Below are 23874 nucleotides of genomic sequence, written 5' to 3'. Positions count from 1 at the left end.
ATCCAGCAGGATGAGAGGCTGCATCGGGCGGCTTCGGTACTGGGGATGGACCATGGCAAACCACAGCATCAAAGGCAAAACCGTCGTGATTGCGGGCGGGGCGAAGAATCTCGGTGGACTGATTGCGCGGGATCTCGCGGCACAGGGCGCCAAGGCAGTGGCGATCCACTACAACAGCGCGAGCTCGAAAGCTTCGGCAGACGAGACACTGGCCGCGATCGAAGCAACGGGCGCGAAGGCGGTCGCATTCCAGGCCGACCTGACATCGGCCGGCGCGATCGAGAAGCTGTTCTCGGATGTCGTCGCCGCCGTCGGCCGCCCTGATATTGCGATCAATACGGTAGGCAAGGTGTTGAAGAAGCCATTCGTGGACATCACCGAGGCTGAGTACGATGAAATGACGGCGGTCAATTCCAAGTCTGCGTTCTTCTTCCTTAAAGAGGCCGGCAAGCACGTCAATGACAACGGCAAGATCGTGACGCTCGTCACGTCGCTGCTTGGCGCGTTCACGCCGTTTTACGCGGCCTATGCAGGCACCAAGGCGCCGGTCGAACATTTCACGCGCGCGGCGGCCAAGGAATTCGGCGCGCGGGGCATCTCGGTGACAGCCATCGGACCCGGCCCCATGGACACGCCGTTCTTCTATCCCGCCGAAGGCGCGGACGCGGTGGCTTATCACAAGACCGCCGCCGCACTTTCACCGTTCTCCACGACTGGGCTGACCGATCCGGGGGATGTGGTGCCCTTCGTCCGCCATCTGGTCAGCGATGGGTGGTGGATTACGGGGCAGACCATTCTGATCAACGGCGGTTATACGACCAAATAAGCAACCAGATAAGCGACCAGGTAAGCGGCCAGCTTCATGACTTACGGAACGACCAATAGCTCGGCGCCGCCTTAGACGTGGAACGCAGCAGCAGATAGAAGGCGGCAACGTGCGTGATCATCAGCAGAGGCACGTAGATGATCGGAATCGCGTACGTAGTGCCAAATTCTCCTGCTCGCGCAGGAAGATCGGCCTGGATAGCGTGGAAGTAGTCGACGATGAGGTCGGTCGTTCCCACAAGATTGAAGGCCACGACGAACAACCAGAAGAGCGGTCGTCTTCCTGCTGCGAGTAGCGCAAGCATCGCCAGAACGCCCGTTGCGAAGTCACCGTATGCGGCGAACGCGGCGAAGCTGGCAGGCAGATCGGGACTGACGACGCCCGGCAGAATGAAGACCAGTCCGAAGAAACGGAAGCTATGCAAGGTGGCGATGGCGCGTTGCGCTTCGAATGGATCCATCGATTTGAGCCTCGGCCAGACGTAGACGCGAAAGCAAAGCAGCCAGGCGACATAGCCCAGTACAAGCTGCGTTTGGAAGATAAGTTCCGGTGACATGTTGCCTCCAGTCAGGTGTTGTCGGGCGCGTTGAAGGATAGGAAGGAGATCAGCGGTTCTACAGGTGAATTCAGGGCTTCGTGGATGCGGCCTCGAACACCGCGGTGAGAATGCCGAGTCGGCCGTCCAGGAGATTTCGCGCCAGGTTGGTGAACAGCTCTGCGAAGTCCGGCCCCATCACCACGCCGAGATTTGGCGAGGGCGGCGGGCCTGACGCGCCCTGTTGGGTGATCCAGGCCCTGGCGGCCTCGGTGTCGTTTTGACATGCCAGCGTGTGGAAACCTGCTTGTTCGATCGCTTCGCGCGTCGCATCGGCCGTCAGAAGAAAGCTTGTTGTCGGCGTTCGCGCCCAGGGAACGGGGTAGTACGGTTCGCTGCCGTTTGCGACGACGTCGAACGTCGCAAACCTGCCGCATGGCTTCAGCACGCGTTCGATCTCGCGGTAAAGACGCGCGCGCTCGGAGATGTTCATCGCCACGTGCTGCAGCAATACGGCGTCGAAACGGCGGCCTTCGAAGGGAAGTTCCAGCGCGCTGGCGGTATGGAACGAAACCAGTTCGCTCTGCCCTGTGCGCCGGGTGAGATAGCGTGCGGCATCCACGAATGGTTCGCTGAGGTCGATGCCCGTCACCCGGCAGCCATAAGATGCAGCCAGAAAACGGGCCGGCCCGCCAATGCCCGAACCGACGTCCAGCACCGACATATCGGCGGTGATCCCGGCCAAGTTGGCAAGCTCGGTGGTGGCAGCAAGCCCACGTGTGTGAAACTGGTCGAGAGCGCCCAGTTGCTGCGGTGTGAGCCGCTGATCTTCCGGCCCAAAGACCGTGAGCGCCATCTTCAGCCGCTCGGTCAGGCCGGTCGCGCGATAGTGATCTCGCACGCCATCAAGTGCATCAGTCATTGCGGAGTTCCTCCACGGTCTTAGCGGATTGTTCAGGGCTTGCGAGTCGACATCGGCATGCCCCCCCATCTACAGGCGTAGGTGTACCATGGCCTCTCGCGAGCGACTATTCATCACAATGTTGACGGGCTATGAAGCAGAACTTCACAGTCAGGCAAGGCGCGCTCGATGGCGTAGAGGTGTTCCTGAGCGTCGCCCAGCATCGCAGTTTTCGCCGGGCAGCCGCGGAACTCGGAGTGACACCGTCCGCCGTCAGCCAGACGGTGCGTGTACTTGAGGCGCGCATTGGCGCAGCGCTCTTCATACGCACCACGCGTAGTGTCGGCCTGACCGAAGCGGGCGAACGGTTTCTTTCGCACGCAAAGCCTGCCTTCGACGAGCTTGTCGCTGCTAGCGAGGTTGCGCGCGGACTGGGTCAACGGCCCACCGGGTTGTTGCGTCTTTCGGTGCCGCGTGCCGTGGTGCCGATCCTGTTGGAACCACTTGTCGCATCCTTCTGCCAGGCTTATCCCGAAGTCGAAGTGGAGATCGCCACCAGCAAGGAGCTGATCGATCTTGCAGAGGAAGGGTTCGACGCCGGTATCCGACTCGGTCAGTTCGTCGACGCCGACATGGTCGCCGTACCGCTGACGCCACCGTTTCGTCTCATCGTCGTGGGTAGCCCCGCTTACTTCGCAGCGCGCAGCCGCCCCAGGCACACGGACGATCTGCGCCAGCACGCATGCTTGCGGTGGCGACGATCCAGCGGCGCGCTCGCGCTATGGTCATTCAACGACAACGGCCACGCGATCGAGATCGCCGTATCCGGCCCTCTCATCGCCAACGATTTTTCCACCATGCTTGGCGCGGCAGTCGAGGGTATGGGCCTTGCCCAGCTACCTGAGCCGATGGCCGCTGAAGGCTTGAGAACGGGAAAACTGGTACACGTGCTGGAGCCATTCGCGCCGGTGATGCCGGGGGTGTTTCTCTACTATCCAGGCCGCCGGCAGATGACACCGAAGCTGCGCGCCTTCATTGATCATGTGAAGAGCCGCCCGGCAGGCCAAAGCGAAGTCACATCAGATCCCGGTCTTCCCTCGTCGACGTAGCTACGGCGATGCATCCCTTCAACGCGTGACATCCGTTACGTCTTTGCGACGCGCTTGCCCTTAGCAGTCGATTCGTTGTTCGCAAACAGTTCGGTGAGCCAATCGATGAACACGCGAGCTTTCGCGCTCAGGTGTCGATTGGGCTGATAGGCAACAGAAACAGGAACGGGATCCGATACCCAGTCGCTCAGAACTGCTTCGAGCGCGCCGCTTTGAAGGTGTGCTGTGGCGGAAAACGTCAACGCATGGACGACACCGAGACCCGCGAGGCCAATGGTCAAACACGCCATGATGTCGTTGGCGGTCAGTCCGCGCCGATTCTGCACTTCCACACGTTCACGATCTTTCGTCACCACGATCGGAAAGGGTCGATTGGTTCGCGAGGCAATGGTTCGAATGACGACGTGGCCATGCTCGAGGTCAGATGGATGCGAAGGCCGTCCGTGCCTGTCCCAGTACGCTGGCGTCGCGCACAGGATTTGTTTAACGGCGCCAATCTGCCGCGCGACGAGTGATTGATCGAAGATTTCCCCCGCGCGCACGACGCAGTCGACGTTCTCTGCAATGAGGTCGACCGGACGATCGCTGATTCCGAACTCGATCTCGATGTCCGGATAACGCTCGACGAACGCCGGTAACGCGGGAAGTATCACCGAAAGAGCTAATGGCACAGGTAGATCGACACGCAAGCGTCCTCGCGGGTTGGTCTTCGCGCGCGACATCGTGCCCTCGAGCTCCGCGAGATCGCTCATCAACTGCAGCGCGCGCTCGTAGTACGCGGCGCCGTCCGCTGTTGTCGAGACCTTGCGCGTCGTGCGGTTGAGCAGCTTTGTGCCCAGTTCGACTTCGAGCGACGCAATCAGACGGCTGACGGCCGTCTTCGGTAAGTCGAGCACCTGCGCAGCCTTGGTGAAGGTGCCGCTTTCGACCACTCGAATGAACGCCTGCATGGCGTGAAACTTGTCCACGGTACGACTCCTCGCTGTCCTATCCCCGCCTGCCTGATTGTTTCACTGAAGAAACAATGTGGAATCGTAGCAGCGATTTATCCGCCTGCGCGTTCTCGGTATCGTTCACCCATCGCCACACGAACTTCAACGGCGCCTCGAACGGACCAGATCGTTCGACCTGCTTTCGCAGCTGCGCCGAAGTTCATCTTGAACAGGGAAATATTCATGTCTATCGCTAGAGAAACGCATGCCTCGGACCGCCCAAAGGCGGTGGTTATCGGAGTCGGGCCGGAGCAAGGGCTCGGCGCGGGCCTGTCTCGTCGATTCGCCGCCGAGGGGCGTCATGTCGTCATCGCGGGACGCACCGAAGCGAAAATCGAACGGGTGCGCGAGAGCATTGTCGAGGCAGGCGGCTCGGCGAGCACAGTCGTCATGGACGTGACGAACGAAGCGGATGTGATCCGCTTGTTCGACGTCGCGATGCAAGCAGACGAGCGTGGCGGCAGTGCCGACCTCATTGCCTACAACGCAGGCAACAACCAGCCTCTGGATCTGCGGACGATGGAAGCGGACGTCTTCGAATCGTTCTGGCGGCTCAACTGTTTTGGCGGCTTTCTCGTGGGTCGCGAAGCCGCACGGCGCTTTGTACCCCTGGGCCGAGGGTCGATTCTTTTCAGCGGGGCGACGGGTGCACTTCGAGGCTTACCAAACTTCGCCCACTTCGCGTCAAGCAAGGCCGGCTTGCGCATGCTTGCTCAAAGCATGGCGCGCGAATTCGGCCCGCTCGGGCTGCACGTTGCCCATGTCGTGATCGACGGCGGCATCGATGGAGAACGCGTGCATACGCGCTTCACTGAGCATGTCCAACAGAAAGGCCCCGATGGACTGCTCGATATCGACGCCATCGCCGATGCCTTCTGGTCGCTTCACCGCCAGCACCGTTCCGCGTGGACGCACGAGCTCGATCTGCGCCCCTTCAAAGAAGCGTTCTAAACAATCGCGAACCCCAACACAGTCCATTTCGAAGAGTCAATGATGAAACTTATCGGTCCATGGTTTTCCGGCTATACCCGCCGGGTCGGCATCACGCTGAAGCTGCTTGGCATACCGTTCGAGCATCTGCCCTATCACGCCTACGAGCAGCAGGATCTTATCCGCCCTTACAGCCCGATGGTGAAGGTGCCGGCGCTTGCGCTCGATGACGGCGCGGTTCTCTACGACAGCACAGGCATCATCGAATATCTGCATGAAGAAGTTGGAGCAGAACGCGCATTGCTTGCACCCTCCGGCGTGAATCGGCGCGACGCCTTGCAGTTCATCGGTATCGCATCCGCGATCTACGGAAAGCTCAGCGATATGTATGACGAGTCGATCCGCCCGCCCGAGCATCAGATCGCCACAATCGTCTCATCGCTGCGCGAGCAGGCGTTGGCGGGATTTCAGATGCTCGAGTCGAGAGCCGGTAATGGCTGGCTGGTGGGCGATGCGCTGTCTCAAGCCGATGTGATGGTCGTGATTACCTGGCAATCCGCATCATTGGCGTTTATGCCCGACGTCGTGCATCCGGCTGCTTTTCCCAAGCTTGCCCGATTGGCCGCACGCGCGATGGAGATGGAAGCGTTCTCCAGTACGCTGCCTTTCAAAGGATAGGGACTGCTCGCGCGGCCTCAGCCGCGCGTGCTATTTCTTTTGCTGCCCCCTGCTTTGCGGACAGGCGTTGTCGTGTCCGCAAACAGATCGATCACTACCCCGCGCAGCCAGCGATTGCCTTCGTCCTGCTGGACTCGCGTGTGCCAGAGCAGATGGATCGGCGCGGCGGGCAACGTCATGGGCAACGCGCGCAGGCTGAGCGAGAAAGGGGTTGCCAGTTGAAGGGCAAGCCGCTCCGGCACCGTGGCGATCAGATCGGTGCGTTGCAGGATGTAGCCCACGCTCATGAAGTGCGGCACCGTCAGCCGCACCTGACGCCGTACGCCGCGCCGTTTCAGCCATTCGTCCACCTGCCCGTGCCCCGTGCCGGCCGCCACGACCACGAGATGCTCAGCTTCGCGCCATGCAGCGAGCGTGAGCGGCGCGTCCTCGAGCGGATGGCCGCGCCTGAACAGGCACACATAGCGCTGATCGAACAGACGGCGCTGATAGAAACCACCCTTGAGCTGCGGCAGCAAGCCAATCGCCAGATCGACCCGGCCGTCGGCCATCTCGTTGCTCAGATTGACGCTTGTATCGCGCACGGTATTAAGTGCGACGCCCGGTGCGACGCGCGACAGTCGTTCGAGCAGCGCGGGCAGAAAAACGACTTCGCCGATATCGGTCATGCCGATCGTCATGGTGCGCATCGCGCGCAGCGGATCGAAACCCGTCACCGGATTGAGTGCGGCGTGCAGCGTGGCGAGCGCCTGCGAGACCGGTTCCGCCAGACGCAGCGCGAACGGCGTGGGCACCACGCCGCCGGGCCCGCGCACGAACAAGGGATCGCCAAGCCGGCGGCGCAGCTTGGCGAGCGCGTTGCTGACGCCGGGCTGGCTCATGTTCATCTGCTCGGCGACGGTCGCCACGCGCCGTTCCTGCATCAGCCGCTGGAAGAGCAGCAGCAGATTGAGGTCGATTTCGCTCAGTTCCATAACTCACGCATGTCCAGGTCTCATTCAATCCAGTGATGAAGCAGATTCATTTCATCTTATTGAGGAATGAAGGTCTAGTGCTGAAAATACTGACACGGCACCCGCATTCGACATGGCGTCCGGAAATGCCATGGCGGCCCACACCATAAATCTGGATATTGGAGACACAGTCATGAAGCAGATGGATCTGAAGATTGCGATCGTCGGCGCCGGCGTCGGCGGCCTTACGCTTGCGCTCGCGCTGCGCGAGCGCGGAATCGATGCGCAACTCTACGAGCAGACCGACGAGCTGCGCGAAGTGGGCGCGGCCGTCGCGCTCTCGGCCAACGCGACGCGCTTCTACGAACGCATGGGATTGCGTGCGGACTTCGAGAAGGTGTGCGCGGAGGTGCCGGGCCTCGTCTATCGCGACGGACGCAGCGGCGCGGTCATCGGTCATCATCGTGGCACGCCCAGCTCTCGCGAGCTGTTCGGCGGCTCGTACTGGGGCATTCATCGTGCTGATCTGCAGGCTGTGCTGTCGAGAGCTGTCGGCCTTGAGCGCATCAAGCTCAGCCATCGGCTGGTCGATCTCGTGCAGCACCCGGATCGCGTGAGTCTGGCGTTCGATAACGGTCAGCATGTCGACGCCGACCTCGTGATCGGCGCCGACGGGGCGCGCTCGATCACGCGACGCTGGATGCTTGGCTATGACGACGCACTGTATTCGGGTTGCTCGGGCTTTCGCGGCGTGGTGCCGGCTGAACGCATGGACCTGCTGCCCGATCCCGAGACCATCCAGTTCTGGGTCGGACCCGGCGGCCATCTGCTGCACTATCCCATCGGCGACAAAGGCGACCAGAATTTCCTGCTGGTCGAGCGTCATCCATCGCCGTGGCCGTCACGCGAGTGGGTCATGCCCGCCAGCGAAGGCGAACAACTGCGCCTCTTCAAGGACTGGCATCCGGCCGTCGTGCAGATGATTACGGCAGTGCCAATCAGTCAGCGTTGGGGATTGTTCCACCGTCCTCCGCTCGGCCGTTGGAGCAAAGGCCGCGTGACGCTGATCGGCGATGCCGCGCATGCGCTTGTGCCGCATCACGGCCAGGGCGCTAATCAGTCGATTGAAGATGCCGTGGTGCTGGCCGCTCAATTGGGCTCTGCGGGTCCAGGCAATTGGCGCGAGGCGCAGGAAGCCTACGAGCGCTTGCGCCGGGGCCGCACGCGCAAGGTGCAGTACGCGTCGATCACCACGGCGGATGTGCTGCATTTGCCCGACGGGCCGGCCGCGCAGGCCCGCAACGCCCGCCTCGGCGCGCGCGACAGCGTGCTGAACCACCTGGACTGGATTCACGATTTCGATGCGCTCACTGAGGAGCCGAGTGAGCGGCAAGGTGGTACGTGGCTTTGAGCAAGCGCCGCTTAAGCGATTCCTGCGCGTGTGAAAGTCGCTACGCGGCGTAATCACTGTGCGGAGTGGCGCGCTCCGCACTATCCGCCTCCTCATAGCTTGCGAACAACTGGCACACTGCCCGCGGATCGAGACAGCCATGCAGCAGTTCGCGGAACCGGTGATCGCAGAAGCGCTGCGCGACATCGGCCAGCAGCCGCAGATGCGTGCTGTTCGCCCATTCCGGGACGAGCAGCACGACCACGTCGCTCACCGGCTTGCCGTCTGGAGCATCGAACGGAATTGGCTCCACGGGCCGAACGTAAAATGCCATGGCCTGACGCAGCGTTCGTATTTGACCGTGCGGAACGGCAATACCCTGACCGAGGCCAGTCGAGCCTAGCGCCTCACGTGCAGCGAGCCCCGCAGTCACGGACGTTGCCGGTAGTCCATAGTGCTGTTCGAAGAAACGGCCGAACTGGGCAAACAGTGTTTCCCGATCAGCCACGTTCAGACCAAGCAGAACATGATGTGGCGAAAGCAGTTGCGCAAGGGTGTCACCTTTTTCGGCTGCTTCAGCGTCATCGGCGGGCGAGTCGGCGCGCGGCAGCGGCCCGCCATCCATCAAATCCCGCCAGGCCTCCGTGGGCGCATCGGGAATTTCAAGCAGTTGCCCCACCTCGGCGGCCGGCGCCAGATGCGCGAGGCGTTGCATTGCGCCGTTGACTGCCTCCTTGGGCAAGTAGAGCGATAGCCGCACGCGGCCCGTTCCGTGCAGCGGCGCAACGCGAATGGTCCATTGCTGATCGCCGCAATCGCGGATCAGCGCCTGGCGCAACGGCGTGGCGTGTTGGGCGTCCAGGGTGACGCGCATCATCACATTGCGGCCGGGTGCGGCCCGCGACCGGCCATGGGGCAGCGTTTTACGCAGTCCGAGAAGAGTCCGTAGACCAACCAGCGCGCGAGTCATAGCGGCTCCTATGCGTTATCTGCTATCAGGTTAGCCGGATCGCCATCAACTTGGCGTAAAAATCACTGGGTGAAATTAGTCGTCGAGATGAACCGAATACAAATCGACTAACCAGTCGATGAAAATGTCGACCCGTTTTGGCCTGGTTCGATTGGGCATATACACAATGGACACAGGGCGAGGATCTAACGGATAGCCTCTCAGAACCTTGCTCAATCGGCCGACACGCACATGAGCGTCGAGTATAAAGGTGCTGCCCTGTATCAATCCGAGACCCACAAGCCCACATCAACGCCCTCCAGTACGCAGGGCTCCCGCATTAACAGGTCAGTCGGCCGCCGCGTGTTTCAGGGCACCGCCAACCCGTGTGCCGGGCTTCACATAACTGCCAAGCGACAGCAGCAGAACGCCGGAGGCAAGCAGCAGAAACGGCGCGACTTGCAGCGGTAGTCCATAGTTGTGCCGCAAGTCGAAATACCGCCCGACTGCGATCGGTCCAAACACGGCGCCAAATGCGTAGCCCGAAAACGCGATCCCGTAAAACAGGCCGAAGCGTTTCAGACCGATATACGAGCGAACCATATACGAGAGAAGGTCGCCCTCTGCGCCGACTGCAAGCCCGACGAGCACCGAGGCACACAGTGCGCTGGGGTAGCTTTCGAACTGCTTTAGCAGAACAAATCCGGTAGCGCCGGCTGCGAAGAAGAGGCACGCGACAATCGGTGCGTGCACACGATCCACCAGCATGCCGGACGCAAGCCGGCCGATGAGAATGCCGAATCCTACGAGCGAGGCACTGCGCGCCGCATCGTGAGCCGATATGCCGCGATCGATCAGAAGAGCAGGAAGATGAGGGCCAAGCGACAGTACCGCCGTCGAGGCAAGAAACGCCGAGAGAAAGATCACGGCAATGCGCAACAGCTTCGTACCGGCGTGGGGTGAGGCATCGCCGACATTCACGTCCCTGGCGTGCTCGCGCGTTGTCGTGCCGGACCCCTTCTTCTCCTTCGTCAGCGCGAACGCCATCAGTGCGCCCATGAGCGACATGCCCGCGAGCACCTGATACGCACCACGCCAGCCAATGCCGGTGATGAGGAACTGCGACAGGGCAGGCATCACGATGGTCCCGATCCCTAGTCCGACCATTGCGAGGCCAATGGCAAGGCCCAGCCGCCGATCAAACCACTGCGGCAATATCGCGAGATAGCCGAGAACGGAGGTCGCGGCGCCCGACATGCCGATCACGAGCGAGAGCACGATCCACCAGACCGGATGCCCATCCTGCAAGCCCATGCACGCAAGTGCCAGCGCGAAGACGAACGCTGATGCCAACACCACACGCCTCACGCCGAAGCGGTCCATCAGGGTGCCCACGAGAGGACTGACGATTGCAAGTCCGAGCATGGATGCCGCGTAAGACTCTGCTGCCTGGGCACGTCCCCAGTGAAAATCACGCACAACGGCTGGTATGAACACGCCGTTGGTCGAAATGAAGATGGCGGCAAAGCCGAACGCCATGCCGAGCGCGACGCCAATCACGGTCGCGATATATATCTGCCGCCCGCCTGCTTCCGTTGCGTGCTGTGTCATTGTCTGTCTCCACGTAGTTCTTGTCTGGACGCGTGTCTTGCGCACGCGCCGCTCCGTGACGCATGAAAGCCCGCTGTCATCGCCGGGATAAACACCCGCGCCCGGCAATGCGATGGTTCATGTCTGCGCTTCTTTGAATTCGGGTGTGATTCGGGCGTGCCGGCTGAGAACGGCACGCAAAGAAGGGGGGATGTCCGTCGCCACGCGCACATCGGTGCGCACGCAAATGGGGGAAAAACGTGCGTCGAAAACCGGTTCGCCATTCAGCGTGCAAGCGTGACAGTGGATGTCGTACGAGCGCGTGCGGATCTCGCCGATCCAACATTCGATATCGATCTCGTCGCCCGGCCAAAGCGTCTTGATGAAATCGAGCGACATGCCCCGGCAAGGCGTGCCCACCCCGTGTGCCTGTCCAAGCGACTTGCCGGCACGACCCGCCATGTGGTCGCTGAACAGGCTGACGGCTGAGAGCACATACGTCGAGAACTGGCCGGTATAGACGACGCCCGCGGGATCGCAATCGCTCCAGCGTACGGTCCGCCGGATCACGAAGGGCTCATCGCTCAATACGTATTCGCTGCTGTGGATCATGGCAGGCGCTCCACCTCAACCGCGACGCCGGCGTTTTCCAACTCCTTGAACAGTTCGGGGTACTGGTCGCGAAGCCTCAATCCATCCACACGTCCCGTCCGTGTCATGAACTGATAGATGAATTCGTGCGGACAATAGCCGTCCATCCACTCGCGAATGCGTTCATACCACTCGAACGATGCCTTGGACGCCTCGATCAACGAGCGCTTGCGAGGTTCTCGCAGATCGACATAGGACGCCAGCGCTGCGGTGACATTGTCGGGATGGAGCGCAATTCCCTCGGCGAGTGCGATGGCGTCTTCCATGGCGATGCGCGTGCCCGAGCCTATTGAGAAATGGGCACTCGCGAGTGCGTCGCCGATCAGCACCCGGTTGCCCGCGTGCCAGTTCGCGTTGCGTATCACCGGAAACTGGCGCCAGTTGGAATTGTTCGAGATAAGCGGATCGCCTGATAGTTCGTTTGCAAATACTTCCTCGAACAGCGCTTTGCGGGCATCGTCGGTCATCGCCTGCATGCCGAGATCGATCCATGTGCGGTGATCGCACTCGGCGACGAACGTGCTCATCGAATCCGAATACGGGTAGTAGTGCGCGACGAAGTATCCGCCGGCATGTTTGCGGAATATCAGCGCCGGACACTCGAACGCACGACCCACGCCGTACCACGCAAAGTGATTCGCGAGCGAATAGCGGGAAGTCCCGAAACTTTCCTCAGCGACGCTTCGCACGCGTGAGTTCACACCATCGGCACCGACGATCAGATCGCCGTCCAGTGCGTCGATATCATCGACTCGCGAGCAGTACTCAATCTCGATTCCGAGGTCTTCCACGTATCGCTGCAAAACCGACAGCAAGGCGATGCGGGGGATGGCGCCGCCGCCCTGCCCGGGACGTTGCACGGTGATCGGCGTCCCGCTCGATACGATTGTCTGGCGCGCGCTGAACGTCATCTCGGCGACCAGGTCGGCGCAGACATCCGGGGCCGCGTCGTTGAGCTTTGCTAGCCCTGCGTCGGCCAGTACCACACCGAAGCCGAAGGTCGCCTCACGCGGGTTCTGTTCGTAGATGCGCAACTGCGCGCCGGGCACTTTGCGGGCGACAAGAATGGCAAGGAACAGGCCCGCCGGGCCTCCGCCCACGATATCGATTTTCATGGCCGCTCCGACGGTTCGATGACCAGTAGGTCAGCATCGAAACGCTCGATGTGCCCGCGTAAGCCCCCGGTCAATGCGCCGTACCAGACGGCCGGCTTGAAACCGAGTTCCTTGCGCGAGAATTGCAAGGCGGGATTGCCATCAATGCGGATGTAATTGCCGTCGACTGCCGACGTCCGGTATCTCGCGTCTTTGGACGCGACATCGACAAGCGGGCGAAACTCAGGCACGTCGAGCACAAAAATCGACGCGACATCTGTCGCCGCGGCCGATGCGTCGAGCGCGCCGCCCTTCCGTTGCCATACTGCATCGATCGAAGGGAACGCTTCGCCTGCTGCAGCCGCACGTTCTTGATCGATCGCGGCTTCGATCGTACGGGTTGCGTCATTGGCGTCGGCCGCGTCGAACGGCCGGGTTTGGTACGTGATTTCGATCGGATAACCGTTGGGATCGTTGAAGTAGATCGATTCGATCACTTCATGACGCACCTGATACCGCAGCGGTATGCCGACGGCCTCGACCCGGTCGCGCCAAGCCTTCAATTCCCCATCATCCTTGACCTGCCATGCCGTGTGCGTCGCACGGCTCTGATAGTGCTCGGACGGTTCGAGATGTGCAGGTTGCTCAGTGCCGATGTAGTAGAAGAACGCAATCGTGCTGCCGTTACCGCTATCGAAAAAGAAGTGCAGGAAGTCGGCGTGATCCACCGGCCCCCAGCCGCGTGCCGAGATGGCATGCAACAACGGAAGGCCGAGCAGGTCGCGATAGAAATGCACGGTCTCTTCGAGCTTCCAGGTAGGACGAGCAGTGTGATGGACGCCGCGCAGCACCGGTTGCGCAAGACTATTCAAAGAACTTTGGGTCATGACATTTATCCGTTGGAAACGTTGCTGGCGGACTGTTCGGCCTGAAGCCGCTCAATCAGTCCGTTACGAAGCAGCACTTTGCTGAGCTTTCCGGATGCGGTGACCGGAAACTCAGAAACGTTCTCGATGCGCTCGGGCCACTTGAACTTTGCGACGCCTTCCTGTTCCAGGAAGGCTGTGAGCGCGGACAACCCGATCGTGGCGCCCGTCAGGCGCGGCACGACGAACGCACAGACGCGCTCGCCGTACACCGGGTCAGGCATGCCGACCACGGCTGAGGCCAGCACTGCTGGGTGACGGTTGATGAGGTTCTCGAGTTCCTCGGCGTTGATCTTCTCGCCGCCGCGATCGACCACGTCCTTGGTGCGGCCGCGGAAGAAGAAGTAGCGCTGGCCTTCTATGACCTCGGCCTTCATCAGGTCACCCGAGCGATAGAACCCGTCGGCGGTAAATCGATGGACGTCCTGCTCTTCGGACCGGTAGTAGCCGCGAATCGTGTACGGGCCGCGAAACAACGCCTCGCCGACTTCGCCATCCGGGACTTCGTCTTCAGTGCCAGGCTCGACGATCTTCACTTCGTCCCATTCGCAAACCGGCCGGCCGACGGACTCATCGAGTACGTAGCGCGGATCGCCCTCACGAGCGAACATGATCACCCCCTCGGTCATGCCGAAGATGTGATAGCACGGCGAGCCCAAAGCCGTCGACAGACCCGAGGCATTCTTCGGCGCAGTCAGTTTGCGTTTGAGTTTCACGTCCGGCCTCGCGGCCACGAGTTCTTCGGCAATGCGCGAGTAAATCGGGCCGGCGAGACCATACCAGGTCGGATCATAGTCACGGATCGCTTGCCTCAACGTAGGCTCCGCGATGTCGGGACAAACGACCACGGCGCCTCCCGTGAGCAGGATGGGGCCGAAGAAGCACACCATATTCATGTTGTGCATCAGCGGTGTTGGCATGAAAAGGACATCGTCCTGGGTGTACCGATTCCACGCACCCACCAGTCGCATGTTCAGCAGATATTCGTTCTGAAAGCGGGGAATGATTTTTGGCACGCCCGTGGTGCCGCCGGACAACTGGAAAACAGCCGCCTGATAGGGGTCGTGGTCGACGCCCCACAGATACGTACGAGCTTCATCGCGTGGCATACCGGCTATCATGGACCAGAGCGTCTGCGCGATGCCGCGCTGTTCGCCTCGTGCCTGAACGACGATGGAAAGACCGGGCGCTACCGACTGCATTTCCTCGGCGAACGCGACGTCGTCGAATTTCGGATCATCGCCCTGGACCAGATGAATCCGCGCAGCGGCCAGATTGGCCAGATACGAGATCTCATGACGGCGGAATGCCTGTAGCGCGCATATCGGGATCAGATCCGCTTTCAGGCAGCCGAAAAATGCGATCAGCAACTCGTTGCAGTTGCCGCATTGCATGACGACGCGATCGAGTGGCCGCGCGCCCATCTTCAGCAGCGAAGCACCGAACCGGTCGGTCAGATCATCCAGCTCACGATAGCTGATGTTTCCCTCCGGGCTGAGCAGCGCCATCCGGTCAGCGTGCTTTTCAAATGCTTCGCGCAGCGCCGCGGCGAGACTTTGCTCGGGCAACACACCTTGGGTTACGTAGCGCTCGAGCGTCGCCGGGTCCTGGTAACGTACGCCTTCAAGCGCGGTGCGTGGCCGATACATTTGCCTTTGCATGACTTCCTCCATGTTTCCTCCGCGGCCTATGCGTTGTTTTGTGTTGGGTCGAAACGCTTCTTCAACCAGGCCGTGATAACGCGTCCGGCGACCACACGCCCCGATTCCTCGTCGGGCGCCAGCGCCATGCCGTGATGATTTCCTTTCACCCGGACGCGCTGCTTGTCGTCGTTGCCGAGCAATGCGTAAATCGCGTCGATGTCCGCGGGAAAGGTGCATTGATCGCCCGTATATTCAATCAGCAAAATCGGGCGGTTGATGGAGGGCGCGCATTTCTCGAGCGACGCATTCGACGAGATGCCGGACCATGTCGAAAGCCATGATTCCGGCGTCACCGTGCGAGCGAAAGCCACGCTTCCCCAATTCGAAGTAAAGGGATCGCTACCCCAAAGCGAACCGGTCACGCGATCGGACGGATCCATGCTGATGTCCCACGACCGAAGATCCGCATCCGTTCGCCAGACCTGGAAAATCGGAGCATAGGCAGCAAGGCGCCTGTCGTTCATGGTTGCGGAGCCGGTTTTCACGTGCGCGCGTGCCTGCTGTTTCCGCTCGATCAGTGCGCGAGCGATGCCGTCGATACGCTCTACGCGCTGACGCTGCGCCGCCCGATAGCGACTCACGAACTGCGGGGAATATCGCGCCTGGCGGGTTCGCGGGTCATATCCGTTGGCTTCCGAGAACGGGTCCAGTGACTCGTCAATCGCCATCGGATCGCTTTCGTCGATAACGCTGGGATCGATACCGCTCATCAGAAGCGCGCCCTGGCCCGGATGGGGCGAAACGAATACGAATCCATCGGCACTTTGCATGGGGAGCTTGTCCAGGCCGGTCGGCCGGCCCCCCGGCGTTTTTGCGATCCGCTGCTCTGGGGGAAGCATCGCCTGCTGATGATAAAAGGCATAGAGCGCCGCACCGCCGGAATTGCCCAGCATGACGATTGACTCATACCCCGACTGACGAAGATGCGACATCCCGGCCGCGACATCGAACAGAGCAATCTCATGTTCCAGGCGCAGGTCGTTTCCGATCGAGCGCGGGCCTTGCACCCAGCATGCGCAACCCGCGTCGAGAATCGTCGGCACAAGGTAGTGCGTTACCGACATTTCCCGCGGATGCATGATCGAGACCACGCACGTCTCCTTGCCCGTTCTCGTGAAGAGAAAGCCGAGTGTCGCCTGACCGTCGGCGGTTTGAAGCGAATACGGGACCACTGTGTAGGGCCGGCGCATCAGCGCCGGATCCCAGTTTGCACCGCGTAGGCCCGCGGTGACCTGAGGAAGAACTGCCTGTTCCACGCCCATCTCCTTTAAATGACACCCCTATCAATTAGGTTAGGCTTTATTTGATATAGTGTCAATTAAATATTGCGTGTAAGCTTGCACGACACTGAATCTCCCGCGTGAACGCTCGCACAACAGCATGGAAAGAAAAGCAAAACCAGTCTTGCAAACGGAAGCAACGCCGCGTCGGCGAGGGCGCCCTCCACGTGTCGAATCTCCGATCGGCGCCGAGCCGATGCTCTCGCGCAACGTGTTGATCGACCGCGCCGCTGAAATGGCGAAGCGCATGTCACTCGACCAGATATCGATGGTCCAGCTCGCCAAGGAATTCGGCGTCGCCCCGGGCCTGATCCACTACTACCTGGGCAGCCGCGACGATCTCATCTCCGGGGTGCTGAACAAGTACTATCGGGAGCGCGTGGAAAGGCTCGCCCCACTGACGGGGGACTGGCGAGCTGACGTCGAGGGTATCTCCGACGTCACGTTTTCGCTCGCGACAGAATGGCCTGGCATCAGCCTGTACGTGGTGTCGCATAACCGCTTTCGCTTGTTTCAGGAGGTGCCCGCCGGCGAGACCGACTACGGCATGGTGCTGTTCGACCACATCGTTTCAGCATTCCTGCAGGGCGGATTCACGACCGATTCGGCGGCGCTCGCCTATCACCTGCTAGCCCAGTTCCTGCTCGCGAGCAGCGTCGCCGTGGCCGGCCGACAGGCACCAGCCGAACACAAGGGTTTCATTCTCGACAAGTTCGCCAGCGTTTCGCGAGAGCGCTACCCGGCGGCCACTGCGGTGGGTCCCGCGTTTGCATCGCTCGACTCCGACAAGGCTTTCCAGGAGGGCTTGCGGCTGTTGCTCGACGGTTTCGAGCAATGGGCGAATACGAATACCCTGAAGGCCGCATCCGTGCGACCAGCCAGCAAGAAAAAGGCAAGATAAGGCGGCAAGCCGCCTTCTCCGCAAGCGCCTAGAACTTGTGCCGGATGCCAAGCCGCGCGCCGATCTGGCTGTTGGTGGCTGACGGCGTGAATCCACTGATACTCGCTACCGATGCCTGTCCCAGCGAGTCCACTCCCGTCGCGCGTTGCAGGACCGTCAGAGCATAAAGATCGGTGCGCTTCGAGAGACTGTAGATAGCGCCGAAATCGAGTTGCAGATATTTGGCGCCGCCGTCGCCGTTGACCGAATTGCGTTTGGTGTAATCGAACGCGGTGCCGACGAGCAAAGCCGGCGTGACGTAAGCGCGTACGCTAAGCTCCGCGTTCGTGAAGTTCGCGTTGCCGGTGTATTTAAGAGGATTCGGCCCGATAGTCGAGCCCAGATTCTCGAAGCGTGTATTGGTAACGACGATGCCGATTGTCGTGCTCGCCACGGTATAGGCGAGCGCCGCACCGGCGAATTGGGTCGTTTTGGCCGACGCGTAACCGGCGTAGACGGGCATAGACTCTGCGCTCGTCGCGGAGCCAAACGAGCCAATATTGTTTACCGTCGCAACGCCCTTGTTCGGTGTATTGCCGTAAAGGGACACGTTCGGGTCGCGTGCGTTGAAGTAACCCGCTGCGATCGAAACAGGGCCATTTGAATAGCCGGCACCGAGTGACCAGATCTGGTTCTGCGTTGCATTCCCTGCCACACCACCAAGGCTGTAAAGGCCGCCCGCACTGAAGCCGCCGTATTTCACTGTCGTGAATTTGATCGAGTTATTGGTGCGGTTCGTGTTGGTGAGATTGTCGAGATCGTCCGGGTGGGAGCCCATGTAGCCTGCGAAAGTCCCGGAGGCTGCAAGCGGTTGCAGGAATTCGATGTAGGGATCGTATTGTCGTCCGATGGTCACGGTGCCATACGGCGACGACAACCCACCCCAGCTTTGCCTGCCGAACTCGGCGCCGCCTTGCGCCAGCGTTCCGTTGTTGGCGAAGAAACCGTTTTCAAGCACGAAAATCGCTTTTAGCCCGCCACCCAGATCCTCCGTTCCGCGCAAGCCCCACCGGCTGCCGCTAAGACCTGTGGCGTGCGCATCCGTTAAGGCGAACTGACTTGCACCGACAGGGCGTCCGGCCACCTTCCCGGTCTGTGCGCTATTTGTATAGGTCAAACCTAGATCGATGATCCCATAGAGGGTCACGCTGCTTTGTCCGTGCGCAGCCAGACAGGTAAGCGCAAGCGGCAATGCCAGGCAACAGCTCTTCATCTGCATCTCCAATTTTGTTAGTCATACTATTTATAATTGACGTGACCTTGGCGAATCCGGCTTCGTGATCCGCGGAGCGTGTGAGATCCCCTGCGTCCCGCGTTAATTGATAGTCAATCAATTAACGCAAGGCTAGCATAATTGCCATCCCTGTCAATACTTTAGTCGGCTTCGGCCGATGCGGAGAAACCCTTGATTGGCGGGCTGGGCCACCCGCTCACAGGCGTGAGAAGTACTCACGTGAGACCGACATCATCAATGATCAGGCCAGTTGCTTAACCATGAATACCCGCCTTAAACCTCTCTCCTCCGCCCGATGCGTCTCGGCATAGCCGATGCGAGAGTAAAGCGCGATATTTTCCGTCATGGTCTCGTGCGTGTAGAGCCTGATGACGCGGTAGCCGGCTGCTCTGGCTGAGCGCTCAGCGAATTCCAGCAGGCTGCGACCTAGTCCTGTTCCCCTGGCGGAAGGCGCTACTGCCACGTTGTCCAATAGCATCGCGTCCTGCTCGGGGATGAGCACAACAATGCCCTGTATGGCGCCTTCCAGCTCGGCAACATAGACTCTGCCCTCGCCGATCAAGACTTCATAGTCATCCAGCATCGGTCCCGGCGGCCGCCCGATACGAGAAATATAAGGCGAGTAGGCCTGTCGAACGATTTCCTCGACAGCTTCAAGGTCAGCAAGAATGGCGAGACGGGGATCGGGATGCATTGTCATGTTTCGCAAGTATTCGACTGAAAGCGCGGTGGTGAATATGGTAGCTCTTTCATGACGGAGAATACCGCGCATCGAAGAAGGCCTACTGCACCGTCTCCGACGTCTGCAGCAGTAGCAAAACGTCGTTATTGACATATCAGTCCATAATTCATATCCTCGAGTCATGGTTAGACCTAGAGAGTTCGATCGCGACGAGGCACTGGATCACGCAACACGCGTGTTCTGGGCGAAAGGTTACGCCTCGACTTCAACCGAAGACCTGCTCACGGCCATGAATATCGGGCGCCAGAGCCTCTACAACGCGTTTGGTGACAAACGGAAGCTCTACCTCGAAGCGCTGGAGCGATATCAACGGGAAAGCAATGCCGGCCACCTGGAGCGCCTGAAAAACAGTGCATCGCCACTAGGCGGTATCGAGGCGCTGTTGCTTGGCCTCATTGCTGACGATGACGACATACGTGCACTCGGATGCATGGATGTCAACGCGGTCAGTGAATTTGGATCTGCGGATCCGGAGCTTGTGATGCTACGGAGCAAAGTAGGTCCAAGGCTTTTCAGATGCCTGGTCGAACGCATCCGTGAGGGACAGGCATGCGGAGAGGTCGACCCCACCATCGAGGCTCGCGAAGCCGCGGCCTTTGTGCAGATGACAATGCAAGGTATTCAGCTCGCCGCCCGCGCCGGCAGCGATGCCAGGAATCTGCGCGCACAGGCCAGATTTGCAATCAACCGTTTCAGACCGCGCTAGGCAGTAAAAGCCTGACGTGGTTGCTGCACGCCCAATTATGGACTGATCTGTCAACAACGGAGATACTAGTGAACGAGAACTATGGACTTACCGGGAAGGTTGCCATTGTCTTTGGCGGCTCGCGCGGCATTGGCGCGGCTGCAGCGAGACGTCTCGCCAGTGAGGGCGCCGATGTAGCGATCACCTACGTGTCGGCGCCGGAGCGAGCGAAAGAAACGGTCGGGGCAATTGACGCCACCGGACAATCTGGCCTTGCAATCAAAGCGGACAGCGCGGATCCGGCAGCGATCAAGGCCGCCGTTGCGCAGACCGTGGATCACTTCGGAAAACTGGATATCGCCATCGTCAACGCCGGCATCCTGAAGCTTGGCGACATTGCGACGGTGAGCGTGGAAGATCTTGACCGCATGCTGGACATCAACGTGCGTGGTGTCTTTATTGCCATCCAGGCTGCGGCTGCGCGTCTCACTGACGGCGGCCGGATCATTACGATCGGCAGCAACACAGCGGTGCGTAGCGGACATCCGGGCTCGAGCGTTTACTCAATGACGAAGGCTGCGGTTGCTGTCATGGTAAAAGGTATCGCCGTTGACCTGGCCAGCCGGGGCATTACAGTCAACAACATTCAACCCGGGCCAACAGTAACGGACATGACCGCCGATCATATCGAGGCGATCAAGCCGCTCATTCCGCTTAAGCGCGCCGGCGATCCGGATGAAATTGCAGGTCTGGTCGCCTACCTCGCCCGCAAGGAGTCAGGCTACATGACCGGCTCCAGCCTCACCATCGACGGTGGTATGGCGCTGTGACCGGCCGGCGGCCTGTTCTACTTCGTTGTCCGACTTTCCGCCTGGGCGACCAGCGCCGACAAGACTTCAGGGAAATCGGAAGAAACGCCAGCGCAAATATCTTGAGCATTTTCTCCGACTACGCTGATCTTGTAGCTGATGCGATTGCCCCCGCCAGGTAGTGGTTCGATTTCATGCACCACGCGAACCACAACGTCGCCAAGCCTCGTTTCGTCTGTGAACAGGTGCTGCGCGTCGACTTCGACGAGTTGCGACCTGATCACCTCCTGGTCAGGAAGCGTCATGGTTAGCCATGAGCCCACAGCGAAAGGACCGTCGATAGAACAGGCGTGGACACCCGTATTCCAATTCTTCCAACCGGAAACGGCCTCGAAGAATGCCCAGATTACTCCTGCCGATGCGGTGGTCTCCTGGCTATAGGAGGCGGTGGCGTGCGTACTGTCGGTCATGTGAGATCCTCTAGTAAGAGCACAGATAGTATGCGAGCTTGCTAAAGGATATCAACCGGAGAAGTCGGCGCATCTTGCCGGATCAGTTCCCGGCGCTTCAGCTCGGCCCAGAACGCCGGTGGAATTTCAGCGCGGAAGGTTTGCAGGTTGTCGTCCAGCTGCGCAACCGTACGCACGCCGGGGATGTTGGTCGGGATCGCAGGGTGGGCGAGAACGAATTGCAGCGCCGCCGCTTTGAGCGGCACCGAGTATTCCTGACATACCTGCTCGATCTTGCGCACGCGCTCAAGAATGGCTTCCGGCGCGGGGGCGTAGTTGTATTTCGCGCCTGACACCGCACCCGTCGCGAGAATGCCGCTGTTGTAGCCGCCACCGAGAATGACCGACACCTGCTGCTCTTCGCACAGCGGCAGGAAACCGTCCAGCGCCTCCTGCTCGAGCAAGGTGTAGCGTCCAGCCAGCAACAGGCAGTCGAAATCCTGCCGGCGAATCGCTTCGTGCGCGACCTGCCACTCGTTGACACCGAGCCCCACCGCCTTCACAACTCCTTCGTCACGGAGTTTCAGCAGTGCTTTCGACGCGCCAGCCATCGCCGCCTCGAACATCTCGGACTGACGCTCGCCATGTGTAAATACGTCGATGTCGTGAATCAGCGCAATATCGATGTGCTCCAGCGCCAGACGCTGCAGACTGTCTTCGATCGAACGCATCGTGCCGTCATAGCTGTAGTCGAAAACGGTTTCGAAAGGTAACCCGTCAACCCACGGGTCAAAGTTGATCTCGGCGCGTTTACGCGGCTTCAGCAGGCGACCAACCTTGGTGGACAGCACAAACTGGTCGCGCGGATACCAGCGCAGCCCCTGACCACAGCGCGCTTCGCTCAACCCGTGTCCGTACATCGGCGCGGTGTCGAAGTAGCGCACGCCGGCGTCCCACGCTGCCTTGATCAAGGCAGCCGAATCCTCTTCACTAATCGGCCTGAATATGTTGCCGATCGGCGCGGCGCCGAAACCCATCACGCTAGTCTCGAGCCCTGAACGCGGCCATTTACGCTTTGCTACCGGATCCATCTTTATCTCCTTTGTCGAGCGGAGTAAGTGCTTTAGCACTTACTCCGCTGCCATGAGCGAAGCCATTGGTTCCAAACCGACCGCCACGCAACGCCCGTCTACTTAATCTTCGCGGCAGCGGCAAGCTTGCGCACGCCCTCTTTCGGGTCCTCGTTCGAGTTCATGAAATTCGTTAAGACGTCGGTAATCGCGCCAGCGGTAACCGGAGACTGAAGGTTGCCGAAGGCCAACGAAGGCAGGAACGCACCGGATTTAATCGTGGCCTGCTCGTCAGCGAATGACTTCCGGGCGCAGCTATCGAACTTGTCCATGGGAACGTCCAGCCGAACAGGAATTGAACCCTTGTAGAGACTGAACTGCTGCTGGAAATCGACGGACATGATCGTCTTTGCAAGCGCAAGCTGCCCAGGCGACGCCTGCTTCTTACCGTTCTGCTGAAAGAACGCGAACGAATCCACGGTGTACGTGTAGGCATTCGATGTGCCCGGCGCGGCCGCGCAAATATAGTCAGTGTCTGGCTTCTTGTTCGCATTGGCGAATTCGCCCTTCGCCCAGTCGCCCATGAACTGCATGCCGCCCGAGCCGGAGATGACCATTGCCGTTGCGAGATTCCAGTCACGGCCGTGGTAGCCCTTATCGAAGTAGCCGCGGATCTTCTGGACGATCTCGAACACCTGCACCATCTGCGGCGAAGTCAGCGTTTTCTGGTCAAGATCGACGAGGGCTTTCCGATAGAAATCCGCCCCCTGGGAGAGCACGACCGTCTCCCAGATGGTCATGTCTTGCCATGGCTGGCCACCATGTGCGACTGGTGTGATACCCGCTGCGCGAAATTTGTCGGCGAGCGCGAAAAATTCCGGCCATGTCGTGGGCGCCGTGCCCCCAACTTTTTCAAGGTCGGCCTTGTTGATCCACAACCAGTTGATTCGGTGTACCGAGAAGGGCGCCGCCACATAATGACCGCCTGCCTTCATGGAGCTATCTATCTGCGATGGCGAATGCGCTTTCCAATCGGTAGCGGACTGATCGACACTGACCAACATGTCCTGATCGGCCCAATCCTGAATCAGAGGACCCTTGATCTGCGCGGCCGATGGTGCGTTTCCCGAAATGACCTGCGTCTTCAGCGCCGTCATGGCCGCCGCGCCCGCTCCTCCCGCTATGGCGAAGTCCTTCCACTCATAGCCCTGTTTGGTCATATCGTCCTTCAACACCCGGATCGCTTTCGATTCACCGCCAGAGGTCCACCAGTGCAGTACCGAAAGCTGTTCAGCGGCCAAACCAGCATGTGTTCCAGCCACGAGCAGCGTAATACCCGTCGCAAGCGACGTGAGTGATCGTTTCATTGCAGTCTCCGAAGTCTTCGTTATTTGATCGAGCGGCGCATTCGAAGCTAGATCGAACGCGCATGCGTGCC

At 60.2% G+C, this 23874-nt stretch carries 24 protein-coding genes; 8 read left to right on the top strand and 16 right to left on the bottom strand.

The window, feature by feature from the left end; translation table 11 throughout:
* Positions 1-52 precede the first annotated feature (52 nt).
* Positions 53-826, top strand: coding sequence for an SDR family oxidoreductase (locus KHO30_RS25000; RefSeq protein ID WP_200652239.1), 774 nt, complete (start codon positions 53-55; stop codon positions 824-826).
* A 34-nt stretch (positions 827-860) separates the two neighbouring features.
* On the opposite strand, the gene KHO30_RS24995 is transcribed toward KHO30_RS25000, so the two are convergent.
* On the bottom strand, positions 861-1382 hold the full coding sequence (locus tag KHO30_RS24995) for a hypothetical protein (RefSeq protein ID WP_200652240.1): 522 nt from the start codon (positions 1380-1382) through the stop codon (positions 861-863).
* Positions 1383-1452: 70 nt separating this feature from the next.
* Positions 1453-2283 carry a class I SAM-dependent methyltransferase gene (locus KHO30_RS24990; RefSeq protein ID WP_200652241.1) on the bottom strand — a complete coding sequence of 277 codons (831 nt, stop codon included), beginning with the start codon at positions 2281-2283 and terminating at the stop codon, positions 1453-1455.
* A 131-nt stretch (positions 2284-2414) separates the two neighbouring features.
* On the opposite strand from KHO30_RS24990, the gene KHO30_RS24985 reads away from it, so the two are divergent.
* Entirely contained in the window at positions 2415-3371 is a 957-nt protein-coding gene (locus tag KHO30_RS24985) for a LysR family transcriptional regulator (protein ID WP_200652242.1), read from the top strand.
* Between the two features lie 35 nt (positions 3372-3406).
* Here KHO30_RS24985 and KHO30_RS24980 read toward each other — a convergent pair whose 3' ends face one another.
* A complete protein-coding gene (locus tag KHO30_RS24980; RefSeq protein ID WP_093633109.1) occupies positions 3407-4339 on the bottom strand; it encodes a LysR family transcriptional regulator in 933 nt (310 codons plus the stop codon).
* A 207-nt stretch (positions 4340-4546) separates the two neighbouring features.
* Here KHO30_RS24980 and KHO30_RS24975 point away from each other — a divergent pair, with 207 nt between their 5' ends.
* Positions 4547-5314, top strand: a complete 768-nt coding sequence (locus KHO30_RS24975) for an SDR family NAD(P)-dependent oxidoreductase (RefSeq protein ID WP_200652243.1) — start codon at positions 4547-4549, stop codon at positions 5312-5314.
* Between the two features lie 39 nt (positions 5315-5353).
* A complete protein-coding gene (locus tag KHO30_RS24970) occupies positions 5354-5971 on the top strand; it encodes a glutathione S-transferase family protein (protein ID WP_244864128.1) in 618 nt (205 codons plus the stop codon).
* A 17-nt stretch (positions 5972-5988) separates the two neighbouring features.
* On the opposite strand, the gene KHO30_RS24965 is transcribed toward KHO30_RS24970, so the two are convergent.
* A complete protein-coding gene (locus KHO30_RS24965) occupies positions 5989-6945 on the bottom strand; it encodes a LysR family transcriptional regulator (protein WP_200652244.1) in 957 nt (318 codons plus the stop codon).
* A 172-nt stretch (positions 6946-7117) separates the two neighbouring features.
* Between KHO30_RS24965 and KHO30_RS24960 the strand changes: the two genes are divergently transcribed.
* Positions 7118-8335 carry an FAD-dependent monooxygenase gene (locus KHO30_RS24960; protein WP_200619887.1) on the top strand — a complete coding sequence of 406 codons (1218 nt, stop codon included), beginning with the start codon at positions 7118-7120 and terminating at the stop codon, positions 8333-8335.
* A gap of 40 nt (positions 8336-8375) precedes the next feature.
* Here the strand turns inward: KHO30_RS24960 and KHO30_RS24955 are convergent, their stop codons facing one another.
* The 7 genes from KHO30_RS24955 to KHO30_RS24925 all read right to left on the bottom strand — a co-directional run bounded on the left by KHO30_RS24955 (position 8376) and on the right by KHO30_RS24925 (position 16417).
* A complete protein-coding gene (locus KHO30_RS24955; RefSeq protein ID WP_211702658.1) occupies positions 8376-9284 on the bottom strand; it encodes a PTS sugar transporter subunit IIA in 909 nt (302 codons plus the stop codon).
* A 327-nt stretch (positions 9285-9611) separates the two neighbouring features.
* Complete coding sequence (locus KHO30_RS24950; RefSeq protein WP_211702657.1) at positions 9612-10874, bottom strand: MFS transporter; 1263 nt, start codon at positions 10872-10874, stop codon at positions 9612-9614.
* Between the two features lie 117 nt (positions 10875-10991).
* Complete coding sequence (locus KHO30_RS24945; protein ID WP_093633115.1) at positions 10992-11465, bottom strand: acyl-CoA thioesterase; 474 nt, start codon at positions 11463-11465, stop codon at positions 10992-10994.
* On the bottom strand, positions 11462-12619 hold the full coding sequence (locus tag KHO30_RS24940) for an FAD-dependent monooxygenase (protein ID WP_211702656.1): 1158 nt from the start codon (positions 12617-12619) through the stop codon (positions 11462-11464). Before KHO30_RS24940 ends, KHO30_RS24945 begins: the two co-directional genes overlap by 4 nt.
* Positions 12616-13485 (bottom strand): VOC family protein, encoded by an 870-nt coding sequence (locus KHO30_RS24935; RefSeq protein WP_211702655.1) that lies wholly within the window; start codon positions 13483-13485, stop codon positions 12616-12618. The genes KHO30_RS24940 and KHO30_RS24935 overlap by 4 nt, the downstream gene beginning before the upstream one ends.
* Before the next feature lie 5 nt (positions 13486-13490).
* Positions 13491-15185, bottom strand: coding sequence for an AMP-binding protein (locus KHO30_RS24930; RefSeq protein WP_211702654.1), 1695 nt, complete (start codon positions 15183-15185; stop codon positions 13491-13493).
* A gap of 26 nt (positions 15186-15211) precedes the next feature.
* The gene (locus KHO30_RS24925) at positions 15212-16417 is read right to left on the bottom strand and encodes an alpha/beta hydrolase (RefSeq protein ID WP_211702833.1); all 1206 of its coding nucleotides are present in this window, start codon (positions 16415-16417) and stop codon (positions 15212-15214) included.
* Between the two features lie 286 nt (positions 16418-16703).
* Here KHO30_RS24925 and KHO30_RS24920 point away from each other — a divergent pair, with 286 nt between their 5' ends.
* Positions 16704-17408, top strand: coding sequence for a TetR/AcrR family transcriptional regulator (locus tag KHO30_RS24920; protein WP_211702653.1), 705 nt, complete (start codon positions 16704-16706; stop codon positions 17406-17408).
* Between the two features lie 28 nt (positions 17409-17436).
* Here KHO30_RS24920 and KHO30_RS24915 read toward each other — a convergent pair whose 3' ends face one another.
* Positions 17437-18660: a porin gene (locus tag KHO30_RS24915; protein ID WP_211702652.1), complete on the bottom strand. Its 1224-nt coding sequence runs from the start codon at positions 18658-18660 to the stop codon at positions 17437-17439.
* Between the two features lie 262 nt (positions 18661-18922).
* Entirely contained in the window at positions 18923-19453 is a 531-nt protein-coding gene (locus tag KHO30_RS24910; protein ID WP_244864126.1) for a GNAT family N-acetyltransferase, read from the bottom strand.
* A gap of 91 nt (positions 19454-19544) precedes the next feature.
* Between KHO30_RS24910 and KHO30_RS24905 the strand changes: the two genes are divergently transcribed.
* Together KHO30_RS24905 and KHO30_RS24900 are read left to right on the top strand one after the other, a co-directional pair.
* The gene (locus KHO30_RS24905; RefSeq protein ID WP_211702651.1) at positions 19545-20129 is read left to right on the top strand and encodes a TetR/AcrR family transcriptional regulator; all 585 of its coding nucleotides are present in this window, start codon (positions 19545-19547) and stop codon (positions 20127-20129) included.
* A gap of 68 nt (positions 20130-20197) precedes the next feature.
* Positions 20198-20938 carry an SDR family NAD(P)-dependent oxidoreductase gene (locus KHO30_RS24900; RefSeq protein ID WP_211702650.1) on the top strand — a complete coding sequence of 247 codons (741 nt, stop codon included), beginning with the start codon at positions 20198-20200 and terminating at the stop codon, positions 20936-20938.
* 17 nt (positions 20939-20955) lie between these two features.
* Here the strand turns inward: KHO30_RS24900 and KHO30_RS24895 are convergent, their stop codons facing one another.
* From KHO30_RS24895 to KHO30_RS24885, 3 genes are all read right to left on the bottom strand, one after another.
* Positions 20956-21387, bottom strand: coding sequence for an SRPBCC family protein (locus tag KHO30_RS24895; RefSeq protein WP_200652253.1), 432 nt, complete (start codon positions 21385-21387; stop codon positions 20956-20958).
* Between the two features lie 41 nt (positions 21388-21428).
* Complete coding sequence (locus KHO30_RS24890; RefSeq protein WP_211702649.1) at positions 21429-22457, bottom strand: aldo/keto reductase; 1029 nt, start codon at positions 22455-22457, stop codon at positions 21429-21431.
* A 98-nt stretch (positions 22458-22555) separates the two neighbouring features.
* Positions 22556-23803 carry an ABC transporter substrate-binding protein gene (locus KHO30_RS24885; protein WP_211702648.1) on the bottom strand — a complete coding sequence of 416 codons (1248 nt, stop codon included), beginning with the start codon at positions 23801-23803 and terminating at the stop codon, positions 22556-22558.
* Positions 23804-23874 lie beyond the last annotated feature (71 nt).

Origin of the sequence: Paraburkholderia aspalathi, from assembly GCF_905220735.1 — a bacterium.
In the GTDB taxonomy this organism is placed as follows: Bacteria; Pseudomonadota; Gammaproteobacteria; order Burkholderiales; family Burkholderiaceae; genus Paraburkholderia; species Paraburkholderia aspalathi.
The sequence above is the reverse complement of the archived record's forward strand: the minus strand, read 5'-3'. Positions and strand labels throughout refer to the sequence as shown.

Excerpts from the sequence above, each read along its gene's own strand:
- KHO30_RS25000 (WP_200652239.1), top strand. The coding sequence starts at position 53 with ATGGCAAACCACAGCATCAAAGGCAAAACCGTCGTGATTGCGGGCGGG.
- KHO30_RS24995 (WP_200652240.1), bottom strand. The coding sequence starts at position 1,382 with ATGTCACCGGAACTTATCTTCCAAACGCAGCTTGTACTGGGCTATGTC.
- KHO30_RS24990 (WP_200652241.1), bottom strand. The coding sequence starts at position 2,283 with ATGACTGATGCACTTGATGGCGTGCGAGATCACTATCGCGCGACCGGC.
- KHO30_RS24985 (WP_200652242.1), top strand. The coding sequence starts at position 2,415 with ATGAAGCAGAACTTCACAGTCAGGCAAGGCGCGCTCGATGGCGTAGAG.
- KHO30_RS24975 (WP_200652243.1), top strand. The coding sequence starts at position 4,547 with ATGTCTATCGCTAGAGAAACGCATGCCTCGGACCGCCCAAAGGCGGTG.
- KHO30_RS24970 (WP_244864128.1), top strand. The coding sequence starts at position 5,354 with ATGATGAAACTTATCGGTCCATGGTTTTCCGGCTATACCCGCCGGGTC.
- KHO30_RS24965 (WP_200652244.1), bottom strand. The coding sequence starts at position 6,945 with ATGGAACTGAGCGAAATCGACCTCAATCTGCTGCTGCTCTTCCAGCGG.
- KHO30_RS24960 (WP_200619887.1), top strand. The coding sequence starts at position 7,118 with ATGAAGCAGATGGATCTGAAGATTGCGATCGTCGGCGCCGGCGTCGGC.
- KHO30_RS24955 (WP_211702658.1), bottom strand. The coding sequence starts at position 9,284 with ATGACTCGCGCGCTGGTTGGTCTACGGACTCTTCTCGGACTGCGTAAA.
- KHO30_RS24950 (WP_211702657.1), bottom strand. The coding sequence starts at position 10,874 with ATGACACAGCACGCAACGGAAGCAGGCGGGCGGCAGATATATATCGCG.
- KHO30_RS24945 (WP_093633115.1), bottom strand. The coding sequence starts at position 11,465 with ATGATCCACAGCAGCGAATACGTATTGAGCGATGAGCCCTTCGTGATC.
- KHO30_RS24940 (WP_211702656.1), bottom strand. The coding sequence starts at position 12,619 with ATGAAAATCGATATCGTGGGCGGAGGCCCGGCGGGCCTGTTCCTTGCC.
- KHO30_RS24935 (WP_211702655.1), bottom strand. The coding sequence starts at position 13,485 with ATGACCCAAAGTTCTTTGAATAGTCTTGCGCAACCGGTGCTGCGCGGC.
- KHO30_RS24930 (WP_211702654.1), bottom strand. The coding sequence starts at position 15,185 with ATGCAAAGGCAAATGTATCGGCCACGCACCGCGCTTGAAGGCGTACGT.
- KHO30_RS24925 (WP_211702833.1), bottom strand. The coding sequence starts at position 16,417 with ATGCGCCGGCCCTACACAGTGGTCCCGTATTCGCTTCAAACCGCCGAC.
- KHO30_RS24920 (WP_211702653.1), top strand. The coding sequence starts at position 16,704 with ATGCTCTCGCGCAACGTGTTGATCGACCGCGCCGCTGAAATGGCGAAG.
- KHO30_RS24915 (WP_211702652.1), bottom strand. The coding sequence starts at position 18,660 with ATGAAGAGCTGTTGCCTGGCATTGCCGCTTGCGCTTACCTGTCTGGCT.
- KHO30_RS24910 (WP_244864126.1), bottom strand. The coding sequence starts at position 19,453 with ATGCGCGGTATTCTCCGTCATGAAAGAGCTACCATATTCACCACCGCG.
- KHO30_RS24905 (WP_211702651.1), top strand. The coding sequence starts at position 19,545 with ATGGTTAGACCTAGAGAGTTCGATCGCGACGAGGCACTGGATCACGCA.
- KHO30_RS24895 (WP_200652253.1), bottom strand. The coding sequence starts at position 21,387 with ATGACCGACAGTACGCACGCCACCGCCTCCTATAGCCAGGAGACCACC.
- KHO30_RS24890 (WP_211702649.1), bottom strand. The coding sequence starts at position 22,457 with ATGGATCCGGTAGCAAAGCGTAAATGGCCGCGTTCAGGGCTCGAGACT.
- KHO30_RS24885 (WP_211702648.1), bottom strand. The coding sequence starts at position 23,803 with ATGAAACGATCACTCACGTCGCTTGCGACGGGTATTACGCTGCTCGTG.